Raw genomic sequence first — 22,549 nt, forward strand, 5'->3', positions numbered from 1 at the left:
TCGCAGATTTTTCGACGAAAAATCTTGGCCCCTGACAGAGGTTTGGAGACAAAATGCCATTGAAGAAATCCTGGGTGAGCTCGGCCAATTCTGCCGATCACCCTTTTCCTTTGAACAACCTGCCTTATGGCGTGTTTTCGACAGGCGGCGAAGACCCGCATTGTGGTGTTGCAATCGGCGACATGATCCTTGATGTCACAGCTGCCGAGGCCGAGGGCCTGGTCGTTCTGGACGACGAACCGCTGTTCGACCTGCCTTTCTGGAACCCACTGATGGAGCAAGGCCCCGCCGTTTGGGCCGCCCTGCGCAACCGTCTGATGGATCTGCTGGCCGAAGGCAGCGCGGCACAAGAGGACGTCGCGCCTTTGCTTGTGGCGCAGGCAGATGCCGAGCTGCACATGCCTTTTGCCGTCAGCGAATATACCGATTTCTACGCCGGTCGGCACCACGCCCAAAATGTCGGCACCATGTTCCGTGGACCAGAGAATGCATTGCCCCCTAACTGGCTGCATATTCCCATCGGGTATAATGGCCGGGCGTCTTCGGTCGTGGTGTCGGGAACAGATATCCGCCGCCCCTGGGGTCAGTTGAAATCCCCCGATCAGGACCTTCCGGCCTTCCTTCCCAGCCGTCGTTTCGACATCGAGCTTGAGATGGGCGCCATCGTGGGCACACCCTCTGACGGACCAATTTCCGTGCAAGAGGCCGACGACAATATCTTTGGCTATGTCCTTCTGAATGACTGGTCCGCCCGCGATATTCAGGCGTGGGAGTATCAGCCGCTTGGGCCGTTTCAGGCCAAGGCAACCGCAACGTCGATCAGCCCATGGATCGTGACCAAGGCGGCGCTGGAACCTTTCCGCTGTGACACGCCCGAGCGGGATTTTGAGTTGCTGGCCCACCTCAAAGAACCCGGCCCGATGCTGTATGACATTGATCTGTCGATCACCATGGCCCCGGACGGCAAGGCCCCGACGACCATTGCGCGGACAAACTATAGTCAGATGTATTACTCCGCCGCGCAGCAACTGGCCCATCATACGACCTCGGGCTGCCCGATGAACACCGGCGATCTGCTGGGGTCCGGCACCATCTCTGGCCCGACAAAGCCCGAGCGCGGTTCGATGCTGGAGCTCAGCTGGGGCGGGAAAGAGCCGCTAACGCTGGAGACCGGCGAAAGCCGCAGCTTTATCGAGGATGGCGACACGCTGACCCTGACAGGGGCGGCCAAGGGGAAAGGGTACACGATCGGATTTGGCGAATGTGCCGGAACCGTGCTGCCCGCTCTCGAAAACCCATATTCGCGATAAGGAACCAGAAATGGCCAAGGCATTTGCGTCCCAAGGGGACATGTCGGAAAAGAAAATCTCGTTCACCGAGGTAGGAGACGGGCTTTATGCCTTTACCGCCGAAGGGGATCCGAATTCGGGCGTCATCATCGGTGATGACAGTGTCATGATTGTCGAGGCACAGGCGACGCCCCGTTTGGCCAACAAGGTAATCGAATGCGTGCGCTCGGTCACCGACAAGCCGATCACGCATGTGGCGCTGACCCATTATCACGCCGTCCGTGTTCTGGGTGCCAGCGCCTTTGGGGCGCAGCAGATCATGATGTCAGACATGGCCCGCGCGATGGTGGTGGAACGGGGACAGGAAGATTGGGACAGTGAGTTCCAGCGTTTCCCGCGCCTGTTCGAAGGGCACGAAAGCATTCCCGGTCTGACCTGGCCCACGACCACGTTCAGCGACACCATGACGGTATATCTGGGCAAACGTCGGATTGACCTGATGCATCTGGGCCGCGCACATACAGCAGGCGATATCGTGATCCATGTACCCGATCAGAATGTGATGTTTACCGGTGACATCGTCGAGTATCACTCGGCCTGTTACTGCGGCGATGGGCATTTCGGCGACTGGGGCGATACACTGGATGAGATCAAGTGGTTTGATGTCGACGCCATTGCGCCAGGCCGTGGCGATGCCCTGGTCGGCAAGGACATGGTCAATGCAGCCATCGAAAACACCCGCGATTTTGTCGACAGCACCTATCGTCCAGCAGCCAAGGTCGCGGCGCGCGGAGGAAGCCTGAAAGAAGCATGGGACGCGGTGCGCGCCGAATGCGACCCGAAATTCGCCGATTACGCGATCTATGAACACTGCCTGCCCTTCAACGTCGCCCGTGCCTATGACGAGGCGCGCGGGATCGACACCCCGCGCATCTGGACCGCCCAACGAGATCTGGAGATGTGGGAAGCCTTGCAGAGTTAAGGACATACGGTCGCATTTGATCCAGATCGTTTTTCGCAGGACGGATTAGTGAGACCCTGGGATCGGGACCACTGAGCCTGAACGGCTGGTGGAAAGGACCCTCAGCGCAGCGCAATGGGAGAGCCCCATGAACAAGATCTTCGAAATACCGCTTTACGCCTACGCGCGAAATCCCGATCAGGACGCCGTAGCCCCAATACGCCACAAGGTGATCGTCATCGGCGCCGGGCCAATCGGCTTGGCCACAGCTATTGATCTGGCACAACAGGGCGTTGAGGTTGTCGTTCTGGACGAAAATGACAAGGTCAGCTTTGGCAGCCGGGCCATCTGTTTTTCACAGCGCACGCTGGACATAGCCGACAGGCTTGGATGCGCAGAGCCCTTGGTCCGGAAAGGTGTTCTTTGGGATACCGGCAAGGTCTTTTTCGACACAAGACAGATCTATGAATTCAATTTGCAGCCAGAACAAGGCTATGCCAATCCGGCATTTATCAATCTGCAGCAATATCACCTAGAACAGATCCTTGTGGACCGCTTGCGCGCACTCCAAGCTGAAGGCGCGCCAATCGATATTCGCGGCCGCAATAGGGTCGAGGCGATCGGCACCCATGAGGACCATGTCACGCTTGAGGTAGAGACCCCCGAAGGCCCCTACAACATAGAAGCCGACTGGTTGATCGCCTGTGACGGCGCGCACTCTCCGGCCCGCAGGATGCTCGGGTTGGATTTCGACGGGCGCGTGTTCGAAGATAACTTCCTGATAGCTGATGTCGTGATGGAGGCTGACTTTCCTTCCGAACGCTGGTTCTGGTTTGATCCACCGTTCAACAGGGGGCAATCCGCCCTGCTTCACAAACAGCCTGACAATGTTTGGCGCATTGACCTGCAACTGGGTTGGGATATCGACAAGGAACGGGAAAAACGGCCCGAGAATGTGATCCCGCGCCTCAAGGAGATGCTGGGCGAAGATGTCGAATTCGATTTAGAATGGGTCTCGATCTATACCTTCCAGTGTCGCCGGATGGAGCGATTCCGGTATGGCCGGGTCCTGTTTGCCGGCGACAGCGCCCATCAGGTTAGCCCGTTTGGTGCGCGTGGGGCCAATTCGGGTGTGCAGGATTCGGACAACCTGTGTTGGAAGCTGAAGCTGGTTATCGACGGAAAAGCGCCCGATTATTTGCTGGATAGCTACAGCCATGAACGGGTGCAGGCCGCTGATGAGAATATTGCCTATTCCAGTCGCTCGACCGACTTCATCACGCCGAAATCCCAGATGTCCCGCCTGTTGCGCGACGCCGTTCTTGACCTGGGCGAGCACTACGAATTCGCGCGCCCTCTGGTGAATTCCGGCCGTCTGAGCACACCTTGTACCTATGCGGGCTCGTCGTTGAATTCCGCAGATGCGCTGAACGGGCCAGATATTACCCGTCCCGGCGCTGCGTGCCCGGATGCCCCCCTCGGCGCCGCGTTCCTGCTGCCGAAACTCGCGGGCAAGTTTACCCTTTTGACGATTGACGCCGACGCACCAGACACTCTTGAGGAAGACGGGGTTCAGGCAACCCGCTTGGCGTTGTCCGTTAAGGACGATCCGACCCTGGCGCTCAAGCGCCGCTATCTGGGGGATGCCACCAGCGCGGTTTATCTGATCCGTCCCGATCAACACGTGGCCGCCCGCCGTGATACGTACGAAGAAAACGCATTCCGGCAGGCGATCCGCAGGGCCACCGGTAAGGAGTAAGCGAGATGACCCAACTGATCCTCACCCCTAATCTGGACAATGCAGATGATTTCTATTTTGAACTGATCGCCGCCCATGACGGGCTGGATAAAACCGACAGCGACGCGCTGAATGCGCGGCTGGTACTGGTGCTAGCCAACCATATCGGAAATGCCGAGGTGTTGTCTGAAGCCCTAAAAGCCGCCAAGCTGAACGAGAATTGACGTAAACAGGAGGCCAGCGATGAGTGGCGTAGTTCTGTATGATTATTGGCGCTCGTCGGCCAGCTACCGGGTGCGGATCGCGTTAAACTTGGCTGGCATCACCTATCGTGCGGTGTCTGTCGATCTTGTCGCCGGAGATCACAAATCTGACGCTCATCTGAGGCGCAACCCGCAGGGGCTGGTTCCTGTGCTTGAGATTGACGGGCTGCGGCTGACGCAATCTTTGGCAATCATCGACTATCTGGACATGACACGGGGTCTGGGGTTGCTTCCTGCGGAACCCGGTATCCGCGCACAAGCACTGGCGCTGGCACAAACCATCGCCATTGATCTTCACCCAGTCTGCAATTTGTCAGTCGCACGCCATGCAACCGCGCTCAGTGGGAATGCAGAAGGCATGCCTGGCAACTGGATGAACCATTTCATACGACCAGGTCTGCTTGCGTTCGAAGCCCAGTTGGGCGGTTTCCAACAGACCCCATATTGCACTGGACCGCAGCTAGGGCTGGCTGATCTGTGCCTGATCCCACAGATGTACAATGCCCGCCGCTATCAGGTCGATCTGACCGACCTGCCCCGTATCCTGGGCGTCGAGGCCGCCTGCGCCAAACACCCAGCCTTTGCCGCAGCGCATCCCGATCAACACGCCCCCACCTGATCCTCTGCACAGGGTCTGTGTGACGATGCGAATGGGAATTGCCTGACCCCTGCCTTACGTTCTTCAAAACAAAATGCAGGAGGCCCCAATGCCCGAAATCATCGGCTATCACGCCCATGTCTATTTCGATGCAGAAACGCAGGATACCGCCCGGCAGCTCTGTGAAGAAGCAGTGCGCCTGTTCCCAGTTGCAATGGGGCGGATGCACGCCCGCAATGTAGGCCCACATCCAAGGTGGAGCTGCCAGTTGGGCTTTGCAGCCGACGCATTTGATCAGGTCATTCCCTGGCTGACGCTGAATCGGCAAGGGTTGACGATATTCACCCATCCCGAAACCGGCGAGCATCTAGCAGACCACCGCGACCGCGCCATTTGGATGGGTGAGATGCTGGATCTAGATCTGTCGATCTTCGACCAGCCTTAACCCAATGCCTTCGCCTGATCTCTCAGCTTGAACTTCTGAATCTTGCCGGTCGAGGTCTTTGGCAAAGGACCGAAGACCACCGTCTTAGGCACCTTGAAATGGGCCATGTTGTCCCGGCAGAACGCGATGATCTCTGCCTCTGTCGCTTGCCCATCTGGTTTGAGTTCAACAAAGGCGCATGGTGTTTCGGCCCATTTGTCATCGGGGCGGGCGACCACGGCGGCCTCCATCACGGCGGGGTGCTTGTACAAGATATCCTCAACCTCAACCGATGAGATATTCTCACCTCCTGAGATGATGATATCTTTGGACCGGTCCTTGAGTGCGACATATCCATCCGCATGCATCACCCCAAGATCGCCCGAGGCGAACCAACCGCCCCGGAACGCCTTGTCCGTGGCATCGGAGTTTTTGAGATAACCTTTCATGACAACATTGCCCTGCATGAAAATCTCACCCAGCGTCTCGCCATCCGCAGGCACGGGTTCCAACGTATCCGGGTCGGCCACCATAAGGCCGGACAGGGCCGAATACCGCACACCCTGACGAACCTTCAAAGCGGCGCGTTCTTCGCCTTCTTTGCTGTTCCATTCATCCTTCCAGGCGCAGACCACGGACGGACCATAAGTCTCGGTCAGGCCATAGACATGGGTAACCTCGATCCCCATATCCTCCATCTTCTTAACCACAGCCGCCGGAGGTGGAGCGCCTGCGGTCATCACTTTGATCTCGTGATCGAAATCCTTAAGGTGATCGGGCGCGTTGGCCAACATGTTCAGAACAATCGGCGCACCGCAGAAATGCGTGACCTTCTCGTCCCGGAAGGCGGCATAAATCGGCTCATCCCGAACCGCCCGCAGGCAAACCGAGACCCCTGCATTTGCCGCCATGGCCCAAGGGAAACACCAGCCGTTGCAGTGGAACATCGGCAAGGTCCACAGATAGACTGAATGCCGGGGCATGCCCCAGTCCAGCAGATCAGATTGGGCATTCAGGGCCGCACCGCGGTGATGATACACAACCCCTTTTGGATTGCCTGTGGTGCCCGAGGTATAATTCAGCGTGATCGCATCCCATTCATCCGCTGGCAGGGACCATGCGAACTCGGGATCGCCTTCGGCCAAGAGCGCATCGTAAGTCAGACTGCCCTGTTTCTCGCCACCATCAAAGCTGGGATCCTCGATATCGATGACGAGAATATCGTGATCAACCTGTTCCAGTGCGTCTTGCACAACCGTAGAAAATTCCGGATCGACCAGCAGCACCTTGGTTTCCGCATGGTTCAGGATGAAGGCAATGATCGGCGCGTCCAGCCGGGTGTTAATCGCGTTCAGCACGGCGCCGGCCATGGGAACGCCAAAATGGGCCTCGTACAGTTCGGGGATGTTTGCTGCGATGATCGAAACTGTATCTCCTCGCCCTATTCCACGCCTATCCAGAGCGCTCGCCAGTCGACGACAACGGGTATAGGTTTCGGCCCAGGAATACCGGCGGACGCCATAAACAACTGACGGGTAATCAGGGTAGACCTGCGCCGTCCGTTCGATAAAGCTTAGCGGTGACAGCGGCGTATAATTCGCCTGACATTGATCCAAGTGGCGTTCATATATGTTGGCCCCTGTCATCTGCGGATCCTCCCAAATCGCAAGTTGCGCGAATTGAACACAAACATAGTCCCATGACAAACCCGTAGAAATACGGGCTGAGGCGGCCAAATAACTGTGCTGTGCCCGACTGGCGATACGAACCTACCCGATCTGGCCCTATCTTGTACTGGCCATTCACGCTGATCTGAGCCATCGAATATACAAGCCGAGGCGACACCGCCTCTGTAAGATGTGCACACGCTAATTTTGAAAGGACATGTCATGGACGGCACGTTCAACGAAAACGATCTTTCCCGCGTCGTCGAAGCCGACCGCGCCCATATTTGGCACCACTTGATCCAGCATAAACCCTTTGAAACCAACGACCCGCGCATCATTGTCGAAGGTAAGGGCATGCGTGTCTGGGATCAAAAAGGCAAAGAGCATCTGGACGCTGTATCGGGCGGCGTATGGACTGTGAATGTCGGCTATGGCCGCGAATCGATCTGTAAGGCGGTTTACGACCAGCTGATGAAGCTGTGCTATTTCGCCAACTCGGCGGGCTCGATCCCAGGTGCTTTGTTCGCCGAAAAGCTGATCGAGAAAATGCCTGGCATGAGCCGCGTGTATTACACCAACTCGGGCAGCGAGGCGAATGAGAAGGCGTTCAAGATGGTTCGCCAAATCGCCCACAAGAAATACGGTGGCAAGAAGACCAAGATTTTGTACCGTGACCGCGACTATCACGGCTCGACCCTGGCAGCGATGTCGGCAGGTGGTCAGGACGAGCGCAACGCGCAGTACGGGCCTTTCGCCCCCGGTTTCATCCGCGTGCCGCATTGCATGGAATACCGCAAGCACGAGCTGGACGGTGCGCCCGAAGAGAATTTCGGCGAATGGGCCGCGGATCAGATCGAAGAGGTGATCCTGCGCGAAGGCCCGGATACGGTTGGCGCCCTGTGCCTTGAGCCCGTGACCGCAGGCGGCGGCGTGATCGAAGCGCCCGAGGGTTATTGGCAGCGTGTGCAGGAGATCTGCAAGAAGTACGACATCCTGCTGCATATTGACGAGGTCGTCTGTGGCGTTGGCCGCACCGGTACCTGGTTCGGGTATCAGCAATATGGTGTGAAGCCGGATTTCGTGACCATGGCCAAGGGTGTCGCCTCGGGCTATGCCGCCATCGCCTGCATGGTAACTACTGAGGAAGTCTTTGACATGTTCAAAGAAGACGCCTCGGACCCGATGGGCTATTTCCGCGACATCTCGACCTTTGGGGGCTGCACCGCCGGTCCGGCCGCCGCGATCGAGAACATGCGGATTATCGAGGATGAAAACCTGTTGGGCAACTGCACGGCCATGGGCGACCGGATGACGGGCAACCTTCAGGCGCTGATGGAAAAGCACAAGGTCATCGGCGATGTACGCGGCAAAGGCTTGTTCCTGGGTGCTGAGCTGGTCGCAGACCGCGCGTCCCGTGAGCCAGTTGATGAGAAGCTTGCCCAGGCCGTTGTGGCCGACTGCATGGCGCAAGGCGTGATCATCGGCGTAACTAACCGCTCGGTCCCCGGTCGGAACAACACTCTGTGCTTCTCACCAGCGCTGATTGCCACCGCGGATGACATCGACCAAATCACCGATGCTGTCGATGGCGCACTGGGGCGTGTATTCGGCTGACACCGATAGCAGTCTCTTAGGATGAGACCATGAAAACCGGCGCTGCTTGCGCCGGTTTTTTTCTCAATACGGATGCCCAAACCCTTAATATGCGACCGGATGTTCCCGCTCAGTGCTGAATGTCGGCGGCCCGGATTGTAGAATCCGTTGATGTATTCGTTGAGCGTAAGCGTTGCAACTGACCCCTGAATTAGCCCCTGATCTGCCTCTTGTTTCCATGGCATATTGTCTAAAACGAGAGGCGGCAGCAACGAGGCAAGTTCCGCAATCATTCTAAGTCTATGGTTTCACCATTTAGGTGCATGCGGGAGGACGCCGTGTCTGGCCACCCGGCTTCAAGCGGTTTGTCAAAACCAAACTTGATCTCGGTGAACTGACTGTTGGTGACATCATGGAGGATTGCAACGTTTCGCAATCCCTCGTCTACAAATGGAGGTCAGGCGTGAAATCTTCACGGGTCAGAAGCGTCGCGCGGAACGAAGAACAAATTTTTTCGAAGGTTCTAGTTAACGAAAAGACGCAGCCAGGCCGTGATCCAGAAACTGACAATCGCAATCTTCTGGCGCACCGGGAAAGCACCATGCCTTTCCTGCCAATTATCCGGTGAACTGTTTGGTCAAAATTGCACTCGCGATGGATAGCCATTCATGATTTCACCAGCTGGCAACTTTAAATTCTACGCCGCCACCAAGCCAGTCGATTTTCGTAAAGGTATGGGTGGTTTGGAGGCGATCGTACTGAATGAATTCGATCTCGATCCATGCTGTGTTGCCATATTTGTTTTCCGTTCGACACGCACGGGCCGGCTGAAGCTCATAGTTTGGGACGGGGCGGGTCTTGTGCTGATCTATAAGCGGATCGGGGGTGAAGGTTTTGAATGGCCACGCGTCAGTGACGGGGTGATGACGATGACCAAATCGCAGTTTGAGGCCCTATTCGAAGGGCTTGATTCGAAGCGTGTGATAACGCGCTCTTCGGACTGCAATCAGTCCCTGATGTGAATAGCAGCGAACGGCGATACCAAGCCCAAAGCAGAATTTTGAGAGATAGTGGAAGGAGCACTCCGCCGTCACCACGGCGAAGTGCTGAATTGTGTGTGTCTAGTCGTTATTGAGACATCCCGCCTTCGCTGGAAACCTGTTTCTCAACTTGGCTTTGATTGGCCAGGTCAGAGCCACGCGGCGGGAACTCTTGGAATGTCTGAAGGTGTTGCTGCACCAGTCGCGCAGCAGGTCCAAACGCCCACATCTTCTGCCCCATCCATTTGGTATACATCCCGGATTCTTCGGCGGCCTTTTCATAAGGGTCGCGGCGCAGATTAAACAACATCGGCGCATTTAATTCTTCTTTTGGTCCGGCCCAGCCATGCTCTTGGATTACGAAATGGGCTTTCCAGTCCCTGTAGCGGACGGCCTGAAGGCTCGTGCCTTCGTAGTAGATGATTTCGTCGCGGTTGCTTTCGGCACCTCCCGTCAAATACGACAGTTGGTTGTATCCGTCCAAATGTGCTGTGTAGCCTTCATATCCAGACAAGAGCGCCTCGGGCAGGTTGTCAGGGCCACCTGCCGCTGCCACCAGCGTCGGCATCCAGTCCATACCGGACATAATGCCGTTTGCAACGCGTCCAGCAGGAACATTGCCGGGCCATTTGATAATCGCCGGAACGCGGAAACCACCTTCCCAGGTTGTTCCTTTTTCCCCGTGAAATGGTGTCGTGCCACCATCCGGCCAGGTCATCGTTTCAGGGCCATTGTCAGCAGTGAAAACCACAATTGTGTTGTCAGTGACACCCAGCTCGTCAAGCCGCGCCATCACTTTGCCCACATTGTCGTCAAGCTCTTGCATCACAACGTCCTGCAGCCCACGCCCATCGCCCAGCATGTCTTCGTATTTGGGGCTCAGGTGCGTCCAAACATGCGCTCTGGCCGGGGCCATCCATACAAAAAACGGTGTGTCCGCTTCGACAGCGCGATCAATAAAGTCGATCGTCTTTTCGGTCACCTCATCATCGAGCGTCTTTTGACGCTCGGGCGGCGCGGGTCCATCGTCCAGGATGCGCTGATTGCCGACCACGCCCCAACGCGGATCCACCGTTTCATCCAGTTCTTCGGTTGCAAAGGCATGTATGATGTTGCGCGGACCGAATTGGGCATTAAATTCGGGATCGTCTGGCCAGTCAGGGTCCGACGTATATTCCATCGCATTCAAATGGTAGAGCCAGCCCCAGTACTCGTCGAAACCTTTTGTTGTTGGCAAAAACTGGTTCTGGTCGCCCAAGTGGTTTTTCCCGAATTGACCGGTGGTATACCCCAAGGCCTTTAGCATGTTTGCAAGCGTGGGGTCTTCATTGCTCAGACCCACGGGATCACCGGGAAGACCAACAGTGTGCATCCCGACACGTACAGGAAACTGACCCGTCAAAAACGCAGCGCGACCTGCGGTACAGGTCGGTTCCGCGTAGTAGTCCGTCAGCCGCGTTCCCGCTTCGGCAAGCTGGTCCAGGTTCGGTGTTTTGATGCTTTTGACGCCTTGGTGGTAGCTTCCCAAGCTGGCCCAACCGACATCGTCAGCCATGATCACCAAAATATTTGGCTTGTCCTCTTGAGCAACTGCGCTTGCGGCGACAGCAACCGAAGCGACGACCGCTCCGACGAAAGTGCGCGCGATTGATAAGCGTTTCTGCATGAATCATCCTTTCTTGCATCATATCGGGGTCGTCTGGTCGTCCTCATAGCCCCAAATTTATAAGCGCGTAATTACTGTACAGCAGCGGAAAATGTCGCGCTTAAACGTTTGTTGAGCATCGCGTGTGGCTCGATTGAGCTACCATAGTAGAGCTGTGCAAAGGCGGCGATGTCGTTGAACAGAACCACAGCGTTGCCATCTGTGCCTTCATAGACAAGCAGTTTCTGGCAAAAGGCATCAAGACCGATCGCCGGGTAATCCGCCATTGCGACTCCACCGGGCGCTGGCCCCCCGAACAGCAGCAGCTTTGCGGCGGGAAGGGCAACGTCAAACGCGGCAGCTTCTTTCATAAAATCGATCTCGCCGAACCAAATTGTATCTGTTTGCGCGGTCACTGCTTTTTCGAGGCGCGCAACCGTTTCGGCAACGCCATACGCCGACGCAATTTCAATAATGCCAAAATCACGCTCGACAGCATCGGTGGGAATCGGGCTCGGATCTGCGCCATCTACCGCGCGCAGTACCGCTTGCAGGCGCTCATCAAAGGCAGCAAGGGCCGCTGACCCCTCAAGTCCGTGACGTTTGGCGATGAATGCAGAGGACGTGTAAGACAAGGACGGCTTAGCCTCGTCGCCGTATGACAACACCCTGAAGGGCAGATCCAACCCCGCACGAATGTTCTCGCTCAGGATGGCAGCGTTCACGCCGGGATCAGAGAAAAGCAAAACTCTCGACGGTGGCATCTCCACGCCTTCGCCAGCCGCCAAACGGGCATGATCTATCTCGATCACCCTTGCCATTTTGGCATCTGTCACCGCCTCTGCCACTGCTTCGAACAAAATATCGGTGTCGGCTTGCAGTGTATCATCTGCATCGGCGGAGATCGGAGTTAATGCCAGCGCAGCGGCCAACAGAGTGTTTCGGATACCCAAGTTGACCCTCCTGATCAAACCGCGCCTTGTTGACGCAAACGAAGCAGAGCCAGAGCTGCGAAAAGGATTTCTGCCAGAAAGTAGAACACCAGCAAGAAATTTGGTAAGCCATCGACCAAAAAGCTCAGCAGTCGGCCAGCGGCGAGCCCGGCCATGAAGAGGAACAGGCTCCAAAGGGCGGCGTTTGTAAGGGCGGGCTTGAATGCCCCGGCAATCCAAAACATCAACATCGCCAGATACAGCCCCATAATTGCCCGGAAGATGTGGGTGAGCTCTGTCGTGTCGACTGGAAATCCCAGCAACATCGGCACACTCGCCGACGGCATCGCGCCATAAGACAGTGCGATCGGGAACAACCCAACGGATGCGAGCAACAAAACAAAACGGCCAGACAAGGAATTTCCCTTTTGGCTGCCTCTACAAGAGCCAGATAGAATATACTGTCGATTCCGCGTTGGGCAACTCAGAACCATGGTCAATTTCCTTACCGCCGGAAACTTACGCGGGACGTTAGGATAATACCGCAGGCACGACCTGCATATCAGGCTTTGTCCCCAACTCAGTCACGCATGTACCATGAGACGTATTACCGCTTTGTCCCGCGACTTGATCCTTAATCCGCCAGTTGATGTTGCTGCGCAGCGAATGGCCGGTCTGATGAAGCTGCATTGCGGCGCCGTCGAGGAAGATGGATGTCTCCTTTGGGCCATCTGCTACGATGCTAGCTCTGCGGATCTGGCAGATGCCGCGCCGCATCTGAGGTCGGTACTGAGCCCAACCTGTACCTTCAGTATTTTTGCTGCGCGCGCTCGCAGCACGAAAATCGCCGTAAGAGGTCAGGTTCCGCCGTCGCAGGGCAGCGGCAAAATCTGCCATTCGTCGATTGCGCAGAATTTTTAATACGACATATTCGCAGGTTGCTAGACTAGACGGCCATCGGCTTTAATCGCGCCAACAGCCGCTGACAAATTTAAGAACCGGATTTCCCTGTCAGCATAAATTGATTTGAAGGTGCGCCTGCCCGTCGCTTGTCCGTTCAACAGAATGTCCTTTGGGACCAATTACACCACGAATGCGCGAGCGGAAATTTGAGAAGCCTTCGGATGTGACAACGTCTACGGCTTCATCCAAGTGCACCTCTAACCGGAACCATCCTGGTTTCATGATCGAAATAGAGACCACATGCCCCGTGAACGGTTGCGATAGATACGTTCCGCTGACCTTGTCACCGATGGCCCATCCCTTGGGTGGTCCGTTTCCGATGGCTGCAAACATCGTGTTCCAATCGCGGAACCCGTGTTGGTGGGCGACCAACTCGAGGGACTTGGCATGGCCAATCGATGCACCTTCCTCGGTCAATTTTGTGCGCAAACGCTTAGCTTGATCCTTAGCTTGCGTAGCTGACGGAAATTGCGTGTTCATGACGCCACTCCTTTTTTGGTGTGGAAAATGCCCCATTTTAGCTCTGGGTCTTGGGCGGAGAGCCAAAGCACTACAACAGTAAGACCCAACATCATCACTTCGGCCAGCGGACCCGCATACCAGATGCCAACTTCGCCAAACCAGAAGGGCAACAGAAACGTCAACGGGATCGCAAATGCATAAGGTTTTGTCAGCCCTAGAAGGGCTGCCTTTCCTGCAGATCCAATCGCCTGAAAATAGGTCGCAATCATCATCAACGGGCCCAACAGGAAAAAGACACATGTCATTACCGGCAAGATGCGCGCAACCTCTGCAATGACCGACGTGTCGTCTACAAACGCGCTGGCGATCCGGCTAGGCATGCTAATCACAACGGCCTGCACGATTGCGCAATAAACAAACGCGACCCAAAGTGCCATGCGCAGGCTTGCATCTGACCTTTGCCAAAGTTCAGCACCATAGTTGTTGCCCGTGATCGTCTGCATTGCAAACGACAAGCCCAGAAGTGGCAGGAAAGCAAAGGTGATGACCCGCGTGATGATCCCGTAAGCAGTAATTGTGTCGGCGTAACCCGGGCGACCAATCCATTGGAGGGCTGAGATAATCGCGGCCGACCCGAGAGCTAGTCCAATGAAATTGAGGCTTTGTGGTGCACCCAGTGCGAGGATCCGCCCCCATTTTCCGCATACGGAATGGGACAGCAAGGTCGCAGGACGCAGCGATGTTTCCCCAAACAATCGGTACGCAAAAATGATAGCAAACGCGAGCGCCTGTGCCGCCGCAGTTCCATAGGCTGACCCAGCTACGCCCATGTCCAGAACGGCGATGAGTACGTAGTTGAACCCCATGTTTGCAATCGAAACCAGCAGGCTCATCGCGGCCATAAAGCCCACGCGCCCTTCGTTGCGCAGCGCATCAGAATTTACCGACAACACGAACAAAAGCGGTGAGAAGAACACCGTAATCCGCAGGTAGACCAACCCCATCTGCGCCAAAGTCTCTGACCCACCAGCGGCCAGCAATGCAACTGGCTGGCCCAATAGAAGGAACAACACTATCAGAACTGCGCCCAATCCAATTGCCAGCCCATGTGCGCCAGCAAACGTGGCACGCGCGCCGTTCATGTCACCCGCGCCAAGGGATCGCGCCAGAAGGCTCGACATGCCGTTCGCCACAAGCGTGGAAAGCGCCACAATCAACATGTAGATCGGGAACATCAACGTGACCGCAGCCAGCGCATCAGGGCCTACATAAATGCCCAGAAACAGCGCATCTGCAACAGACAGAAGCCCATTCATTCCCATCACGAAAATTATCGGGAGTGCGGTCCTAGAATAGATGGTGCCAAGCGGCCCATCGGTGAATGTATTAGTGGGGCTATCGGTCATATCTCTCTTGCCTGATCGCGCAATTTGAGATGGGACCCGCATTACCATCCGCGCGATATGCGGAAAGAGGTAGATAGAGAATTACGTCGCAGAACTTAACCAAGACAAAAGTCAGCGGGAGGCAGGCGTCTACAGCCTGTACGTTGGCTAATCTGAAATTTTTCTGTCGTCAAGCGGTTAGACTGCATCCGATTTTGCGGAAGCTGATTTACGCCGCGTTGCAGAAAGTCGATAAAATGGGCTCTAACCACCAGTAGAAGTGCTCCGCAGAGAGTGGCGACAGGAGAGCCCATAGTTAGAGACGCAGCAACGTGAACCAATGTCTGCTGCTGCTATGCTATAGCCACAATCGGAGGGATTTTACGACCATGGGACAATTCGCCAGCTGATTGGATCAACGTGTTGGCGTCAATGCGGAAATGACGGTACAAATCCGCAATAGACCCGGTTTGGCCGAAATGCTCCACACCGTGCGGAATCGTTTTGTGGCCATGAACGGCACCCAACCAGGACAACGTTGCCGGGTGTCCGTCGATCACTGTGATCAATGCGCAGTCGCGCGGCACATCTGCCAGCAGCGTTTCGATATGTGCCTCAGCGCCCCGAATGCCATTTGTGCGCGCCCGTTGCGCTGCAGTCCAGCCGGCGTTCAACCGGTCGGCAGAGGTCACTGCCAGAACGCCAACATCCCGCCGCCCCTGGGCGATATGGCCCGCTGCCCTGATGGCCTCCTGGGCAACCGCGCCCTGATAAGCAATGACAACTTCGCAGTTCGGTCCCGGTTTGCGTAGCCAATAGGCACCGTCGATGGCCCCCTGACGGAAATCGTCATCCACGCGTTTACCGGGCTGCTCAATCGGGTTGGTCGTCAGACGTAAATAGACCGAACCGCCGGTCTCGTCGCGCAACCACGTGCGTTCATCGGGATCTCCCTCGCCATCTTTTTGCATATAGGCAAAGGCCCATTCCATGATGACTGCCAATTCATCCGCAAAGGCGGGCTCAAATGCGGCCAACCCGTCTTGCGACATGCCAATCAGCGGCGAAGCGATTGATTGATGCGCCCCGCCTTCCGGCGCCAAAGTGACGCCAGAGGGCGTGCCCACGATCATGAAACGGGCATCCTGATAACAGGCGTAATTCAACGCATCCAAGCCACGGGACACAAAAGGATCATAGACCGTTCCAATGGGAATAAGCCTTTTGCCAAAAACCGAGTGCGAAAGCCCTGCCGCCGCCAGAAGCAAAAACAGGTTCATTTCAGCAATGCCAAGTTCGATATGCTGACCATCTGGTGTAAACTCCCACTTCGCGGTGGAGGGGATATTTTCAGCCTTGAAAGTGTCGGATTGATGGGTGCGCGCAAACAGTTTCCTGCGATTGACCCAAGGGCCAAGATTGGTTGTGCCGGTCACATCCGGAGAGGTCGTCACGATCCGCTCGGCCAGCGCGCTGTTGCCTTTGGACAGGTCATCCAGAATCTTGCCGAATGCCATTTGAGTCGAGATTTCACGACCCGGATCCAACTCAACTGAGGGGACGTCGATAACGTCATCTGAGTATCGGCGCGGCCCGCTGGCGAAGAAGGGCGTCTTTGCCAGCATTTTCTCAAACGCTGCCGGGTCTGCGATGGTGGCAAAGCGCTCCCATTCATCACCTTCAGTAACACCCATGAATTTCTTCCATTCGGCCATCTGAGTCTTGTTCATCAACCCACCATGGTTGTCCTTGTGGCCAGCAATCGGCGTCCCCCAGCCCTTGATCGTATAGGCAAGGAAACAGACCGGGCGGTCGTGATCTATTGCGGCGAAGGTATCTGCCATGGTGGTGACGCAGTTCCCACCCAGATTTTCCATCAGAGCGGCCAGTTCGTCATCGCTGCGCGCATCAAGCAACGCGCTTACGTCGCCTTGATCGCCGAGGGTTTCCATCAGTCGCTCGCGCCACACCGCGCCCCCCATGAAGGTCAGTGCCGAGTAGAGCTGGTTGGGGCACTGATCAATCCATTGACGCAGCTTCTCTCCGCCCGGCTCTTTAAACGCAGCGCGTTGCAAAGCGCCGTATTTAACCCGCACAACATCCCATCCGAAGGCGTCAAAGATTTTCTCAATCCGTTGGAACAGTCCTTCACGCACGACACCGTCCAATGACTGGCGGTTATAATCAATGATCCACCAGCAATTACGCAGATCGTTCTTCCATCCCTCTTGCAGGGCCTCATAGATATTGCCTTCGTCCAGCTCAGCATCGCCAACCAATGCGATCATGCGTCCAAGCTTTTGCGTATCGCCCCAGGATTTGGCCTGTACATAATCCTGCACAAGTGACGCAAACGAGGTGATAGCAACGCCAAGGCCCACCGAACCGGTCGAAAAATCCACGTCATCGATATCTTTCGTGCGGGAAGGATAGCTTTGCGCGCCACCAAATCCGCGAAAGTTCTCCAACTTCTCACGGGTCTGGTTTCCCATCAGATACTGAATCGCGTGAAAGATCGGCGAAGCATGTGGTTTGACAGCAACCCGGTCTTCCGGGCGCAGGGTCTGAAAGTAAAGCGCAGTCATGATCGACACCATCGACGCCGAAGACGCCTGATGCCCGCCAACCTTGATCCCGTCAGCCTTGGGCCGAATGTGGTTCGCATGGTGGATCATCCAGTGGGACAGCCACAGCAGACGTTGTTCAATTGTCTTGAGATCAATGGACATGGTCAATTTCCTTAAGCTGCGCTGCGGACAGGGGGTCTTGGTAAGGCTTGTTCGAGATCGTGGATCACGTCGTCGATCCCCTCCAGACCAATGGAGAGGCGGACCAGCCCATCGCTGATGCCATGTGCGGCGCGTTCTTCAGGCGTATAGGTAGAGTGGGTCATGCTGGCCGGGTGCTGCACCAATGTTTCAGCATCTCCCAATGATACGGCGCGGGTGATCATTTGCATACTGTTCATCATCGCGCGCCCTGCTTCCAGACCGCCATCCAGTTCAAATGCAATCATGCCGCCGAATTTGGACATCTGCCGCTGCGCGACATCATGCTGTTCGAAACTGCTCAGTCCCGGATACCAGACCTTTCGCACACCGGCGGATTGCTCCAGATATTCGGCGATAGTCGCAGCGCTGCTGCAATGCCGATCCATGCGCAATTCTAGTGTCTTGAGGCCGCGCAGTATGAGCATCGCGTTAAACGGGGCCATGACCGCGCCGGTCATATCCTTCATCCCATAGAGGCGGATTTCAGTCACCAGCTCGGCCGATCCGGCCAGCAACCCTGCAACAACATCTCCGTGACCGCCTAGATATTTCGTCGCCGAGTGCAGAACGATATCTGCGCCATGTTTGATTGGCTGGGTCAGATAGGGCGTGGCATAGGTATTATCCACCACCACGTAGGCGCCGTTGGCATGGGCAATGGCTGATACAGACTGGATATCTACAAGGCGCATATTCGGATTGGCGGGTGTTTCAAAATAGACCACCTTGGTTTTTCCGCTGATCGCCGCTGTCAGGTTTTCCGGCTCCGTCAGATCCACATGGGTCACTGTCACACCGAATTTTGCCAGCCCGTGCCGCATGAAGGAAAATGTGCAGCCATAGAGCGTCTTGTCGAGAATGACCTCATCCCCCGGGGCAAGAAGAGTCCACATCGTTGCGGTGATCGCCCCCATCCCCGAGGCCAGGGCCAATCCTGCCTCTGCCCCCTCAAGCACCGCGATGCGTTGCTCCAGCAAATCGCAAGTCGGGTTCGAGATGCGCGAATAAACATGCCCTGCCTGCTCGCCCGCGAACATCGCTCCGCCTGCTTCCGCGGTTTCGAAAGCGAATGTCGAGGTCAGATGCAGCGGAGGCGTCAACGCACCTTCGTTTTCCATCGGGTTATAGCCATGGTGAATGGCAAGAGTGGAAAAGCTGTCGGGGCGGTTGCGCATTGGGTGACTCCTTGGTTTTCAAGAAGCAGAGTATGACGACACGAGTGGCAAAATATTCCAAAAATGTCTTATCCTCCCTCGTTTGTAGCAGTATATGCTAATCTATGAAAAAAATAGACCGTAAAGACCAACAGATCATTCGAGCGTTGCAGCGCAATGGTCGAATGACGAATCAAGACCTGGCAGCAGGGGTGAACTTGTCACCTTCGCCCTGTCTGAGGCGGCTGAAGCTGCTCGAGCAAAATGGAATCATCACCGGCTATAGCGCCAACATAGACGCCGAGGCCTACGGGTTGCCGGTAACGGTATTCGTTCACGTCAAACTGGAAAGCCATACTGAAGCGACTGTAAAGAAATTCGAAGCAGCCATTGCGCGGATTGACCAGGTACTGGAGTGTTTCGTTATGACCGGCTCATCGGATTACCTGCTTCGTGTGGTCGTGGCTGATCTTTCAGATTACGAAAAATTCGTTCGCAGAAAGCTGCATCCTCTTGGAGGTATTGCCTCCATGGACAGCAGCTTTGTCTACGGAGTTGTCAAGAAGACAAATGTATTTCCAGTGACAGAGTAACGTTGCTTGATGAACTGAGATGAAATGATTGCGGACATTAGCGCAGATGCAGCGAAAGCTCGCTTTATGCGTCATTCCAACAAATGCTGCACATCGAGCGAATGAGTGGATTAGGTCATTCTATGGGGAGTACTTGAATTTATCCCTAACTAGGGATATATGCGCAACATGAGACATAAAAATCAAGCCCGAGAAAACCAAACCCTGGTGCTGGCCCTGCTACGCAGTCAGCAATTATTCATGCGCGCTATGGTGTCTGCGTTTCGTTCGGCGGGCCTTACAGCGCCACAATGGGACGCGCTGGAAACACTTAGCAACAAGGGTCCGCTGTCAATCAACGATCTGATGCGGCTGACACTGTCTACATCCGGCAACCTGGATGTGGTTGTCAAAAACCTGGTTCAAGCCGGATGGGTGGAAAAGAGTGTCGATGAAACCGACAGACGGGCGCGTGTTCTGTTATTGACCGCAGCCGGGCGCCAAAAAGTGGCCGAATTCCTACCACTCCACAATCAAGCTCTGGAACAGATTTTTGGTGATCTCAGCGTGCAGGACAAACGCCAGGCGATCAAGACACTCAACCAATTCCGAAAAAAACTGCCTCAACCTTAGAAAGTCGTAACATGCCTAACAAAACACTCCTGACCGCGCATGGCGTGATTTACATGTTGTTCGCGCTCGCGCTGTTCTTTGCCCCGGCCATCCTCTGGCCAAACTACGGCCTGCAATTAAACGACCAATACGCTGTGTTCCTGTCACAGCATAACTCGATATTTCTGGGCGGCATCGGGATCATCAGCTTTCTGTTTCGGGACGTTGAACATGGCAGTGAAGCTGCAATCGCCATTCTCACAGGATTGATGTGGACCAATCTACTTGGCGTCATCATCACGCTTTACGCCTGCCTGACAGGAGTTTTCACCGGGTTTGGCTGGTCTGACCCCATCTTCTTCGCCTTGCTTGCGGTCCTATGCTTCTTCCAACTCGGGAAAAACCGCTGAACTTTCCCAAACTCACAAAGGAAACTAAACATGAGTACACTGAAAGTCTGGGATCTGCATATGACCTATGAAGGTCCGATCACAGAAGAATTTCTCGCCGGCACCGAGCAACTTGCAAAGAGTATCGCGGAGGAGCCAGGAATAATCTGGAAGATTTGGACTGTCGAAGATGGAACCAATCACTATGGGTCCACATACCTGTTTCGGAACCGCGAATATCTGGAAAGCTATAAAAGTATGCATCTGAAGCGCCTGGAAGCGATAGGGATCACAGTGACCGCCGACCATGTTTTCGACATTATGGAAGAGGTCAGTCGCATCAACAGAGCCCCGCTTGAAGGCTAGCGAGCAATGACCGGACATTGACACGCTAAACGTTGATGTCCGGTTCATCCGCTATCCGGAATTGCAAAATTTGGTCTTGATTGTCCGCTTTGGGCTGGGTCTGTCATTTGTCGCGTTTGGTATCACCGCTGCTTCACTAAGATACTCGTGATTTTGCTTGAGCTGGCGTCAACACGACCACCATGCTTTATGACAGATCAGACACATTGATAAGGTAGACGAAAACCATGGCAGAACGATTTGAGCGTCACCGTCAAGCTTGGACACAAGAGGAAATTCAAAAATTGCACCTACTGGTGTCAAAGGGGATGGGTTTGAAGGCCATTGCCAAAGCTCTCACGCGCTCTGAGGAATCGACCAAGAGCAGAGCGAAGCTTGACAAAATAAAGATCAAGAAAGCACGCTGATTTTGGTGCCTTTAGTGTACTCCTGTCGTTCTTTACTGCCACGACCAATGTCCGATTTGGGCGGATGCAGGCCAAAACCCTGATTTTAGTGAAGATGGGCGAAAAACTTGCCCGCAGAAGGCCTTTCCGAATATTCGCCCGGGGGTCGGCCCAATACTCTCGTCGGCAATGTCCGAAGCTTTCAGTGGCCCTACCAGGCACTGGGTTGCAATTAGGGCGCCACAACGGGTTCTGGCAGAATGGAATTCAGTTGCTAGGTTTGTTAGGGTTCTGCACCCAAACACCCAATTTAAAAAGCTGCCTTACGGATTAGCGTAGTAAAAAGAAGGAAAGCTATGCCTTGCAACGATCCTAACTTCTGCTGATACAGTGGCGAATTGAACGACAACTTGGCATTCAAAAATCCCGCCCGGTGCTTCGATTGTCACGGACCTGCCTGGAGATAGTGACCCGTTGCCCTCGCACGCCACCACAACAGACAATGCGCCTGTCCCCCCAGCCGAATTTGCCAGTTCTCCCTTTTCAGAGGCCCAGACAGTTTTAATATGGTTCTTCCCTGATTTCGAACTGAACATGACCAAGTATTTACCGTAGCTGCCGCCAATGCCAAAATTAGACATCGGGTATTGTTTACTAGCCGCCCCGCTTAACTCAATTGCAGCGTTGGTCAATTTTTGGCGTTCACTAAGCGAAATACCTAGATAGTCTGCATCGACAACCAAATACGGCAACCCGGCATCGACTAGAGAAACTGGAATGTTTCCATTTAGAGGAAGATTCAATATTTGATTATTAATCAATAGCTTGGGCTTGACAGTAAACCACTTGGCATGTGTCATAACGCTACCTGTTCGGGTTACTTGTACTTCCATGACACCATTTGCTGTTTCCAAAGCAACAACTTGTTGATCTTTGGCTAATGCTTGACGCTTCGCGCTCGCAATTATGGTGGCTGCAGCCATGAGTGCGGTTCCGGCATATGGTGCGTATGCAAACTGAGAGGCTAGAAAAAGTGCCCCATCGGTACCTTGCTCAAAGGGTGGATAGAGTAGGCAAGAGTTGATGAGGTGGTTTCCATTTGGTGGGAGGTTCAAAAAACCCCGAAACTGTTCATGATCCGAACGAAGCTCCAGCAAGGCGCCAGCCGCGTTGCTAGAAACTAGTTTAGGAAGACCAGAAACTGCCACTCGAAGAATATCTCCAGCGAGATCTACATCTATCGCACCCGTTTGTCCCTGGTGTTTATTAGGCATTGTTCGGCGTCCTGGATATCGTGTGCTACCTTGTAGCTTCTGGCTGCAAACATCCATGCTTGCTT

At 55.0% G+C, this 22,549-nt stretch carries 22 protein-coding genes; 12 read left to right on the top strand and 10 right to left on the bottom strand.

Annotated features, from left to right (window positions below; translation table 11 throughout):
• Positions 1 to 53: 53 nt before the first annotated feature.
• The 6 genes from fahA (at position 54) to AC2FIC_RS15090 (ending at position 5,294) form a co-directional block, all read left to right on the top strand.
• Positions 54 to 1,310, top strand: coding sequence for a fumarylacetoacetase (gene fahA, locus AC2FIC_RS15065; RefSeq protein ID WP_282022216.1), 1,257 nt, complete (start codon positions 54 to 56; stop codon positions 1,308 to 1,310).
• 10 nt (positions 1,311 to 1,320) lie between these two features.
• Positions 1,321 to 2,271: an MBL fold metallo-hydrolase gene (locus AC2FIC_RS15070; protein ID WP_496692094.1), complete on the top strand. Its 951-nt coding sequence runs from the start codon at positions 1,321 to 1,323 to the stop codon at positions 2,269 to 2,271.
• A 127-nt stretch (positions 2,272 to 2,398) separates the two neighbouring features.
• Positions 2,399 to 4,009 carry an FAD-dependent oxidoreductase gene (locus AC2FIC_RS15075; RefSeq protein ID WP_496692093.1) on the top strand — a complete coding sequence of 537 codons (1,611 nt, stop codon included), beginning with the start codon at positions 2,399 to 2,401 and terminating at the stop codon, positions 4,007 to 4,009.
• Between the two features lie 5 nt (positions 4,010 to 4,014).
• The gene (locus AC2FIC_RS15080; RefSeq protein WP_142639098.1) at positions 4,015 to 4,212 is read left to right on the top strand and encodes a DUF2783 domain-containing protein; all 198 of its coding nucleotides are present in this window, start codon (positions 4,015 to 4,017) and stop codon (positions 4,210 to 4,212) included.
• Between the two features lie 19 nt (positions 4,213 to 4,231).
• Positions 4,232 to 4,870, top strand: a complete 639-nt coding sequence (gene maiA / locus AC2FIC_RS15085) for a maleylacetoacetate isomerase (protein ID WP_282022213.1) — start codon at positions 4,232 to 4,234, stop codon at positions 4,868 to 4,870.
• An 88-nt stretch (positions 4,871 to 4,958) separates the two neighbouring features.
• Positions 4,959 to 5,294, top strand: coding sequence for a DOPA 4,5-dioxygenase family protein (locus AC2FIC_RS15090; protein ID WP_281973544.1), 336 nt, complete (start codon positions 4,959 to 4,961; stop codon positions 5,292 to 5,294).
• Here AC2FIC_RS15090 and AC2FIC_RS15095 read toward each other — a convergent pair.
• On the bottom strand, positions 5,291 to 6,919 hold the full coding sequence (locus AC2FIC_RS15095; protein WP_496692092.1) for an acyl-CoA synthetase: 1,629 nt from the start codon (positions 6,917 to 6,919) through the stop codon (positions 5,291 to 5,293). The two genes, AC2FIC_RS15090 and AC2FIC_RS15095, sit on opposite strands and share 4 nt — an antisense overlap.
• 243 nt (positions 6,920 to 7,162) lie before the next feature.
• Between AC2FIC_RS15095 and AC2FIC_RS15100 the strand changes: the two genes are divergently transcribed.
• On the top strand, positions 7,163 to 8,554 hold the full coding sequence (locus AC2FIC_RS15100; protein WP_281995847.1) for an aminotransferase family protein: 1,392 nt from the start codon (positions 7,163 to 7,165) through the stop codon (positions 8,552 to 8,554).
• A gap of 647 nt (positions 8,555 to 9,201) precedes the next feature.
• Positions 9,202 to 9,555 carry an IS66 family insertion sequence element accessory protein TnpB gene (tnpB, locus tag AC2FIC_RS15105; RefSeq protein ID WP_496692091.1) on the top strand — a complete coding sequence of 118 codons (354 nt, stop codon included), beginning with the start codon at positions 9,202 to 9,204 and terminating at the stop codon, positions 9,553 to 9,555.
• 106 nt (positions 9,556 to 9,661) lie between these two features.
• On the opposite strand, the gene AC2FIC_RS15110 is transcribed toward tnpB, so the two are convergent.
• The 8 genes from AC2FIC_RS15110 to AC2FIC_RS15145 form a co-directional block, all read right to left on the bottom strand.
• On the bottom strand, positions 9,662 to 11,239 hold the full coding sequence (locus tag AC2FIC_RS15110) for an arylsulfatase (RefSeq protein ID WP_496692090.1): 1,578 nt from the start codon (positions 11,237 to 11,239) through the stop codon (positions 9,662 to 9,664).
• Between the two features lie 71 nt (positions 11,240 to 11,310).
• Positions 11,311 to 12,150, bottom strand: a complete 840-nt coding sequence (locus AC2FIC_RS15115) for a DUF302 domain-containing protein (RefSeq protein ID WP_496692089.1) — start codon at positions 12,148 to 12,150, stop codon at positions 11,311 to 11,313.
• 35 nt (positions 12,151 to 12,185) lie between these two features.
• A complete protein-coding gene (locus AC2FIC_RS15120; protein ID WP_496692088.1) occupies positions 12,186 to 12,566 on the bottom strand; it encodes a DUF4345 domain-containing protein in 381 nt (126 codons plus the stop codon).
• 115 nt (positions 12,567 to 12,681) lie between these two features.
• Positions 12,682 to 13,047, bottom strand: coding sequence for a hypothetical protein (locus AC2FIC_RS15125; protein WP_496702827.1), 366 nt, complete (start codon positions 13,045 to 13,047; stop codon positions 12,682 to 12,684).
• Positions 13,048 to 13,161: 114 nt separating this feature from the next.
• A complete protein-coding gene (locus tag AC2FIC_RS15130) occupies positions 13,162 to 13,593 on the bottom strand; it encodes a glyoxalase superfamily protein (protein WP_281973536.1) in 432 nt (143 codons plus the stop codon).
• Complete coding sequence (locus tag AC2FIC_RS15135; protein ID WP_496692086.1) at positions 13,590 to 14,981, bottom strand: MATE family efflux transporter; 1,392 nt, start codon at positions 14,979 to 14,981, stop codon at positions 13,590 to 13,592. Before AC2FIC_RS15135 ends, AC2FIC_RS15130 begins: the two co-directional genes overlap by 4 nt.
• A 332-nt stretch (positions 14,982 to 15,313) precedes the next feature.
• Positions 15,314 to 17,689: a thiamine pyrophosphate-binding protein gene (locus tag AC2FIC_RS15140; RefSeq protein ID WP_496692085.1), complete on the bottom strand. Its 2,376-nt coding sequence runs from the start codon at positions 17,687 to 17,689 to the stop codon at positions 15,314 to 15,316.
• An 11-nt stretch (positions 17,690 to 17,700) separates the two neighbouring features.
• Positions 17,701 to 18,906: a methionine gamma-lyase gene (locus tag AC2FIC_RS15145; protein ID WP_496692084.1), complete on the bottom strand. Its 1,206-nt coding sequence runs from the start codon at positions 18,904 to 18,906 to the stop codon at positions 17,701 to 17,703.
• Positions 18,907 to 19,019: 113 nt separating this feature from the next.
• On the opposite strand from AC2FIC_RS15145, the gene AC2FIC_RS15150 reads away from it, so the two are divergent.
• The 4 genes from AC2FIC_RS15150 (at position 19,020) to AC2FIC_RS15165 (ending at position 20,824) form a co-directional block, all read left to right on the top strand.
• A complete protein-coding gene (locus tag AC2FIC_RS15150; protein WP_271952681.1) occupies positions 19,020 to 19,478 on the top strand; it encodes an Lrp/AsnC family transcriptional regulator in 459 nt (152 codons plus the stop codon).
• Between the two features lie 168 nt (positions 19,479 to 19,646).
• Positions 19,647 to 20,090, top strand: coding sequence for a MarR family winged helix-turn-helix transcriptional regulator (locus tag AC2FIC_RS15155; RefSeq protein WP_496692083.1), 444 nt, complete (start codon positions 19,647 to 19,649; stop codon positions 20,088 to 20,090).
• Positions 20,091 to 20,101: 11 nt separating this feature from the next.
• On the top strand, positions 20,102 to 20,479 hold the full coding sequence (locus tag AC2FIC_RS15160; RefSeq protein ID WP_496692082.1) for a hypothetical protein: 378 nt from the start codon (positions 20,102 to 20,104) through the stop codon (positions 20,477 to 20,479).
• 30 nt (positions 20,480 to 20,509) lie between these two features.
• The gene (locus AC2FIC_RS15165) at positions 20,510 to 20,824 is read left to right on the top strand and encodes a monooxygenase (RefSeq protein ID WP_142640352.1); all 315 of its coding nucleotides are present in this window, start codon (positions 20,510 to 20,512) and stop codon (positions 20,822 to 20,824) included.
• Positions 20,825 to 21,533: 709 nt separating this feature from the next.
• On the opposite strand, the gene AC2FIC_RS15170 is transcribed toward AC2FIC_RS15165, so the two are convergent.
• On the bottom strand, positions 21,534 to 22,484 hold the full coding sequence (locus AC2FIC_RS15170; RefSeq protein WP_496692081.1) for a proline racemase family protein: 951 nt from the start codon (positions 22,482 to 22,484) through the stop codon (positions 21,534 to 21,536).
• Between the last annotated feature and the right edge of the window lie 65 nt (positions 22,485 to 22,549).

The sequence above is a fragment of the Ruegeria sp. CDSC079 genome, from assembly GCF_059610505.1.

Bases quoted from the DNA above. Each gene is read 5' to 3' on its own strand.
- AC2FIC_RS15100 (WP_281995847.1), top strand. From the start codon at position 7,163: ATGGACGGCACGTTCAACGAAAACGATCTTTCCCGCGTCGTCGAAGCC.
- AC2FIC_RS15140 (WP_496692085.1), bottom strand. From the start codon at position 17,689: ATGTCCATTGATCTCAAGACAATTGAACAACGTCTGCTGTGGCTGTCC.
- AC2FIC_RS15070 (WP_496692094.1), top strand. From the start codon at position 1,321: ATGGCCAAGGCATTTGCGTCCCAAGGGGACATGTCGGAAAAGAAAATC.
- AC2FIC_RS15135 (WP_496692086.1), bottom strand. From the start codon at position 14,981: ATGACCGATAGCCCCACTAATACATTCACCGATGGGCCGCTTGGCACC.
- AC2FIC_RS15095 (WP_496692092.1), bottom strand. From the start codon at position 6,919: ATGACAGGGGCCAACATATATGAACGCCACTTGGATCAATGTCAGGCG.
- AC2FIC_RS15125 (WP_496702827.1), bottom strand. From the start codon at position 13,047: ATGGCAGATTTTGCCGCTGCCCTGCGACGGCGGAACCTGACCTCTTAC.
- maiA (WP_282022213.1), top strand. From the start codon at position 4,232: ATGAGTGGCGTAGTTCTGTATGATTATTGGCGCTCGTCGGCCAGCTAC.
- AC2FIC_RS15080 (WP_142639098.1), top strand. From the start codon at position 4,015: ATGACCCAACTGATCCTCACCCCTAATCTGGACAATGCAGATGATTTC.
- AC2FIC_RS15160 (WP_496692082.1), top strand. From the start codon at position 20,102: ATGCCTAACAAAACACTCCTGACCGCGCATGGCGTGATTTACATGTTG.
- fahA (WP_282022216.1), top strand. From the start codon at position 54: ATGCCATTGAAGAAATCCTGGGTGAGCTCGGCCAATTCTGCCGATCAC.
- tnpB (WP_496692091.1), top strand. From the start codon at position 9,202: ATGATTTCACCAGCTGGCAACTTTAAATTCTACGCCGCCACCAAGCCA.
- AC2FIC_RS15090 (WP_281973544.1), top strand. From the start codon at position 4,959: ATGCCCGAAATCATCGGCTATCACGCCCATGTCTATTTCGATGCAGAA.
- AC2FIC_RS15075 (WP_496692093.1), top strand. From the start codon at position 2,399: ATGAACAAGATCTTCGAAATACCGCTTTACGCCTACGCGCGAAATCCC.
- AC2FIC_RS15170 (WP_496692081.1), bottom strand. From the start codon at position 22,484: ATGCCTAATAAACACCAGGGACAAACGGGTGCGATAGATGTAGATCTC.
- AC2FIC_RS15165 (WP_142640352.1), top strand. From the start codon at position 20,510: ATGAGTACACTGAAAGTCTGGGATCTGCATATGACCTATGAAGGTCCG.
- AC2FIC_RS15110 (WP_496692090.1), bottom strand. From the start codon at position 11,239: ATGCAGAAACGCTTATCAATCGCGCGCACTTTCGTCGGAGCGGTCGTC.
- AC2FIC_RS15155 (WP_496692083.1), top strand. From the start codon at position 19,647: ATGAGACATAAAAATCAAGCCCGAGAAAACCAAACCCTGGTGCTGGCC.
- AC2FIC_RS15130 (WP_281973536.1), bottom strand. From the start codon at position 13,593: ATGAACACGCAATTTCCGTCAGCTACGCAAGCTAAGGATCAAGCTAAG.
- AC2FIC_RS15145 (WP_496692084.1), bottom strand. From the start codon at position 18,906: ATGCGCAACCGCCCCGACAGCTTTTCCACTCTTGCCATTCACCATGGC.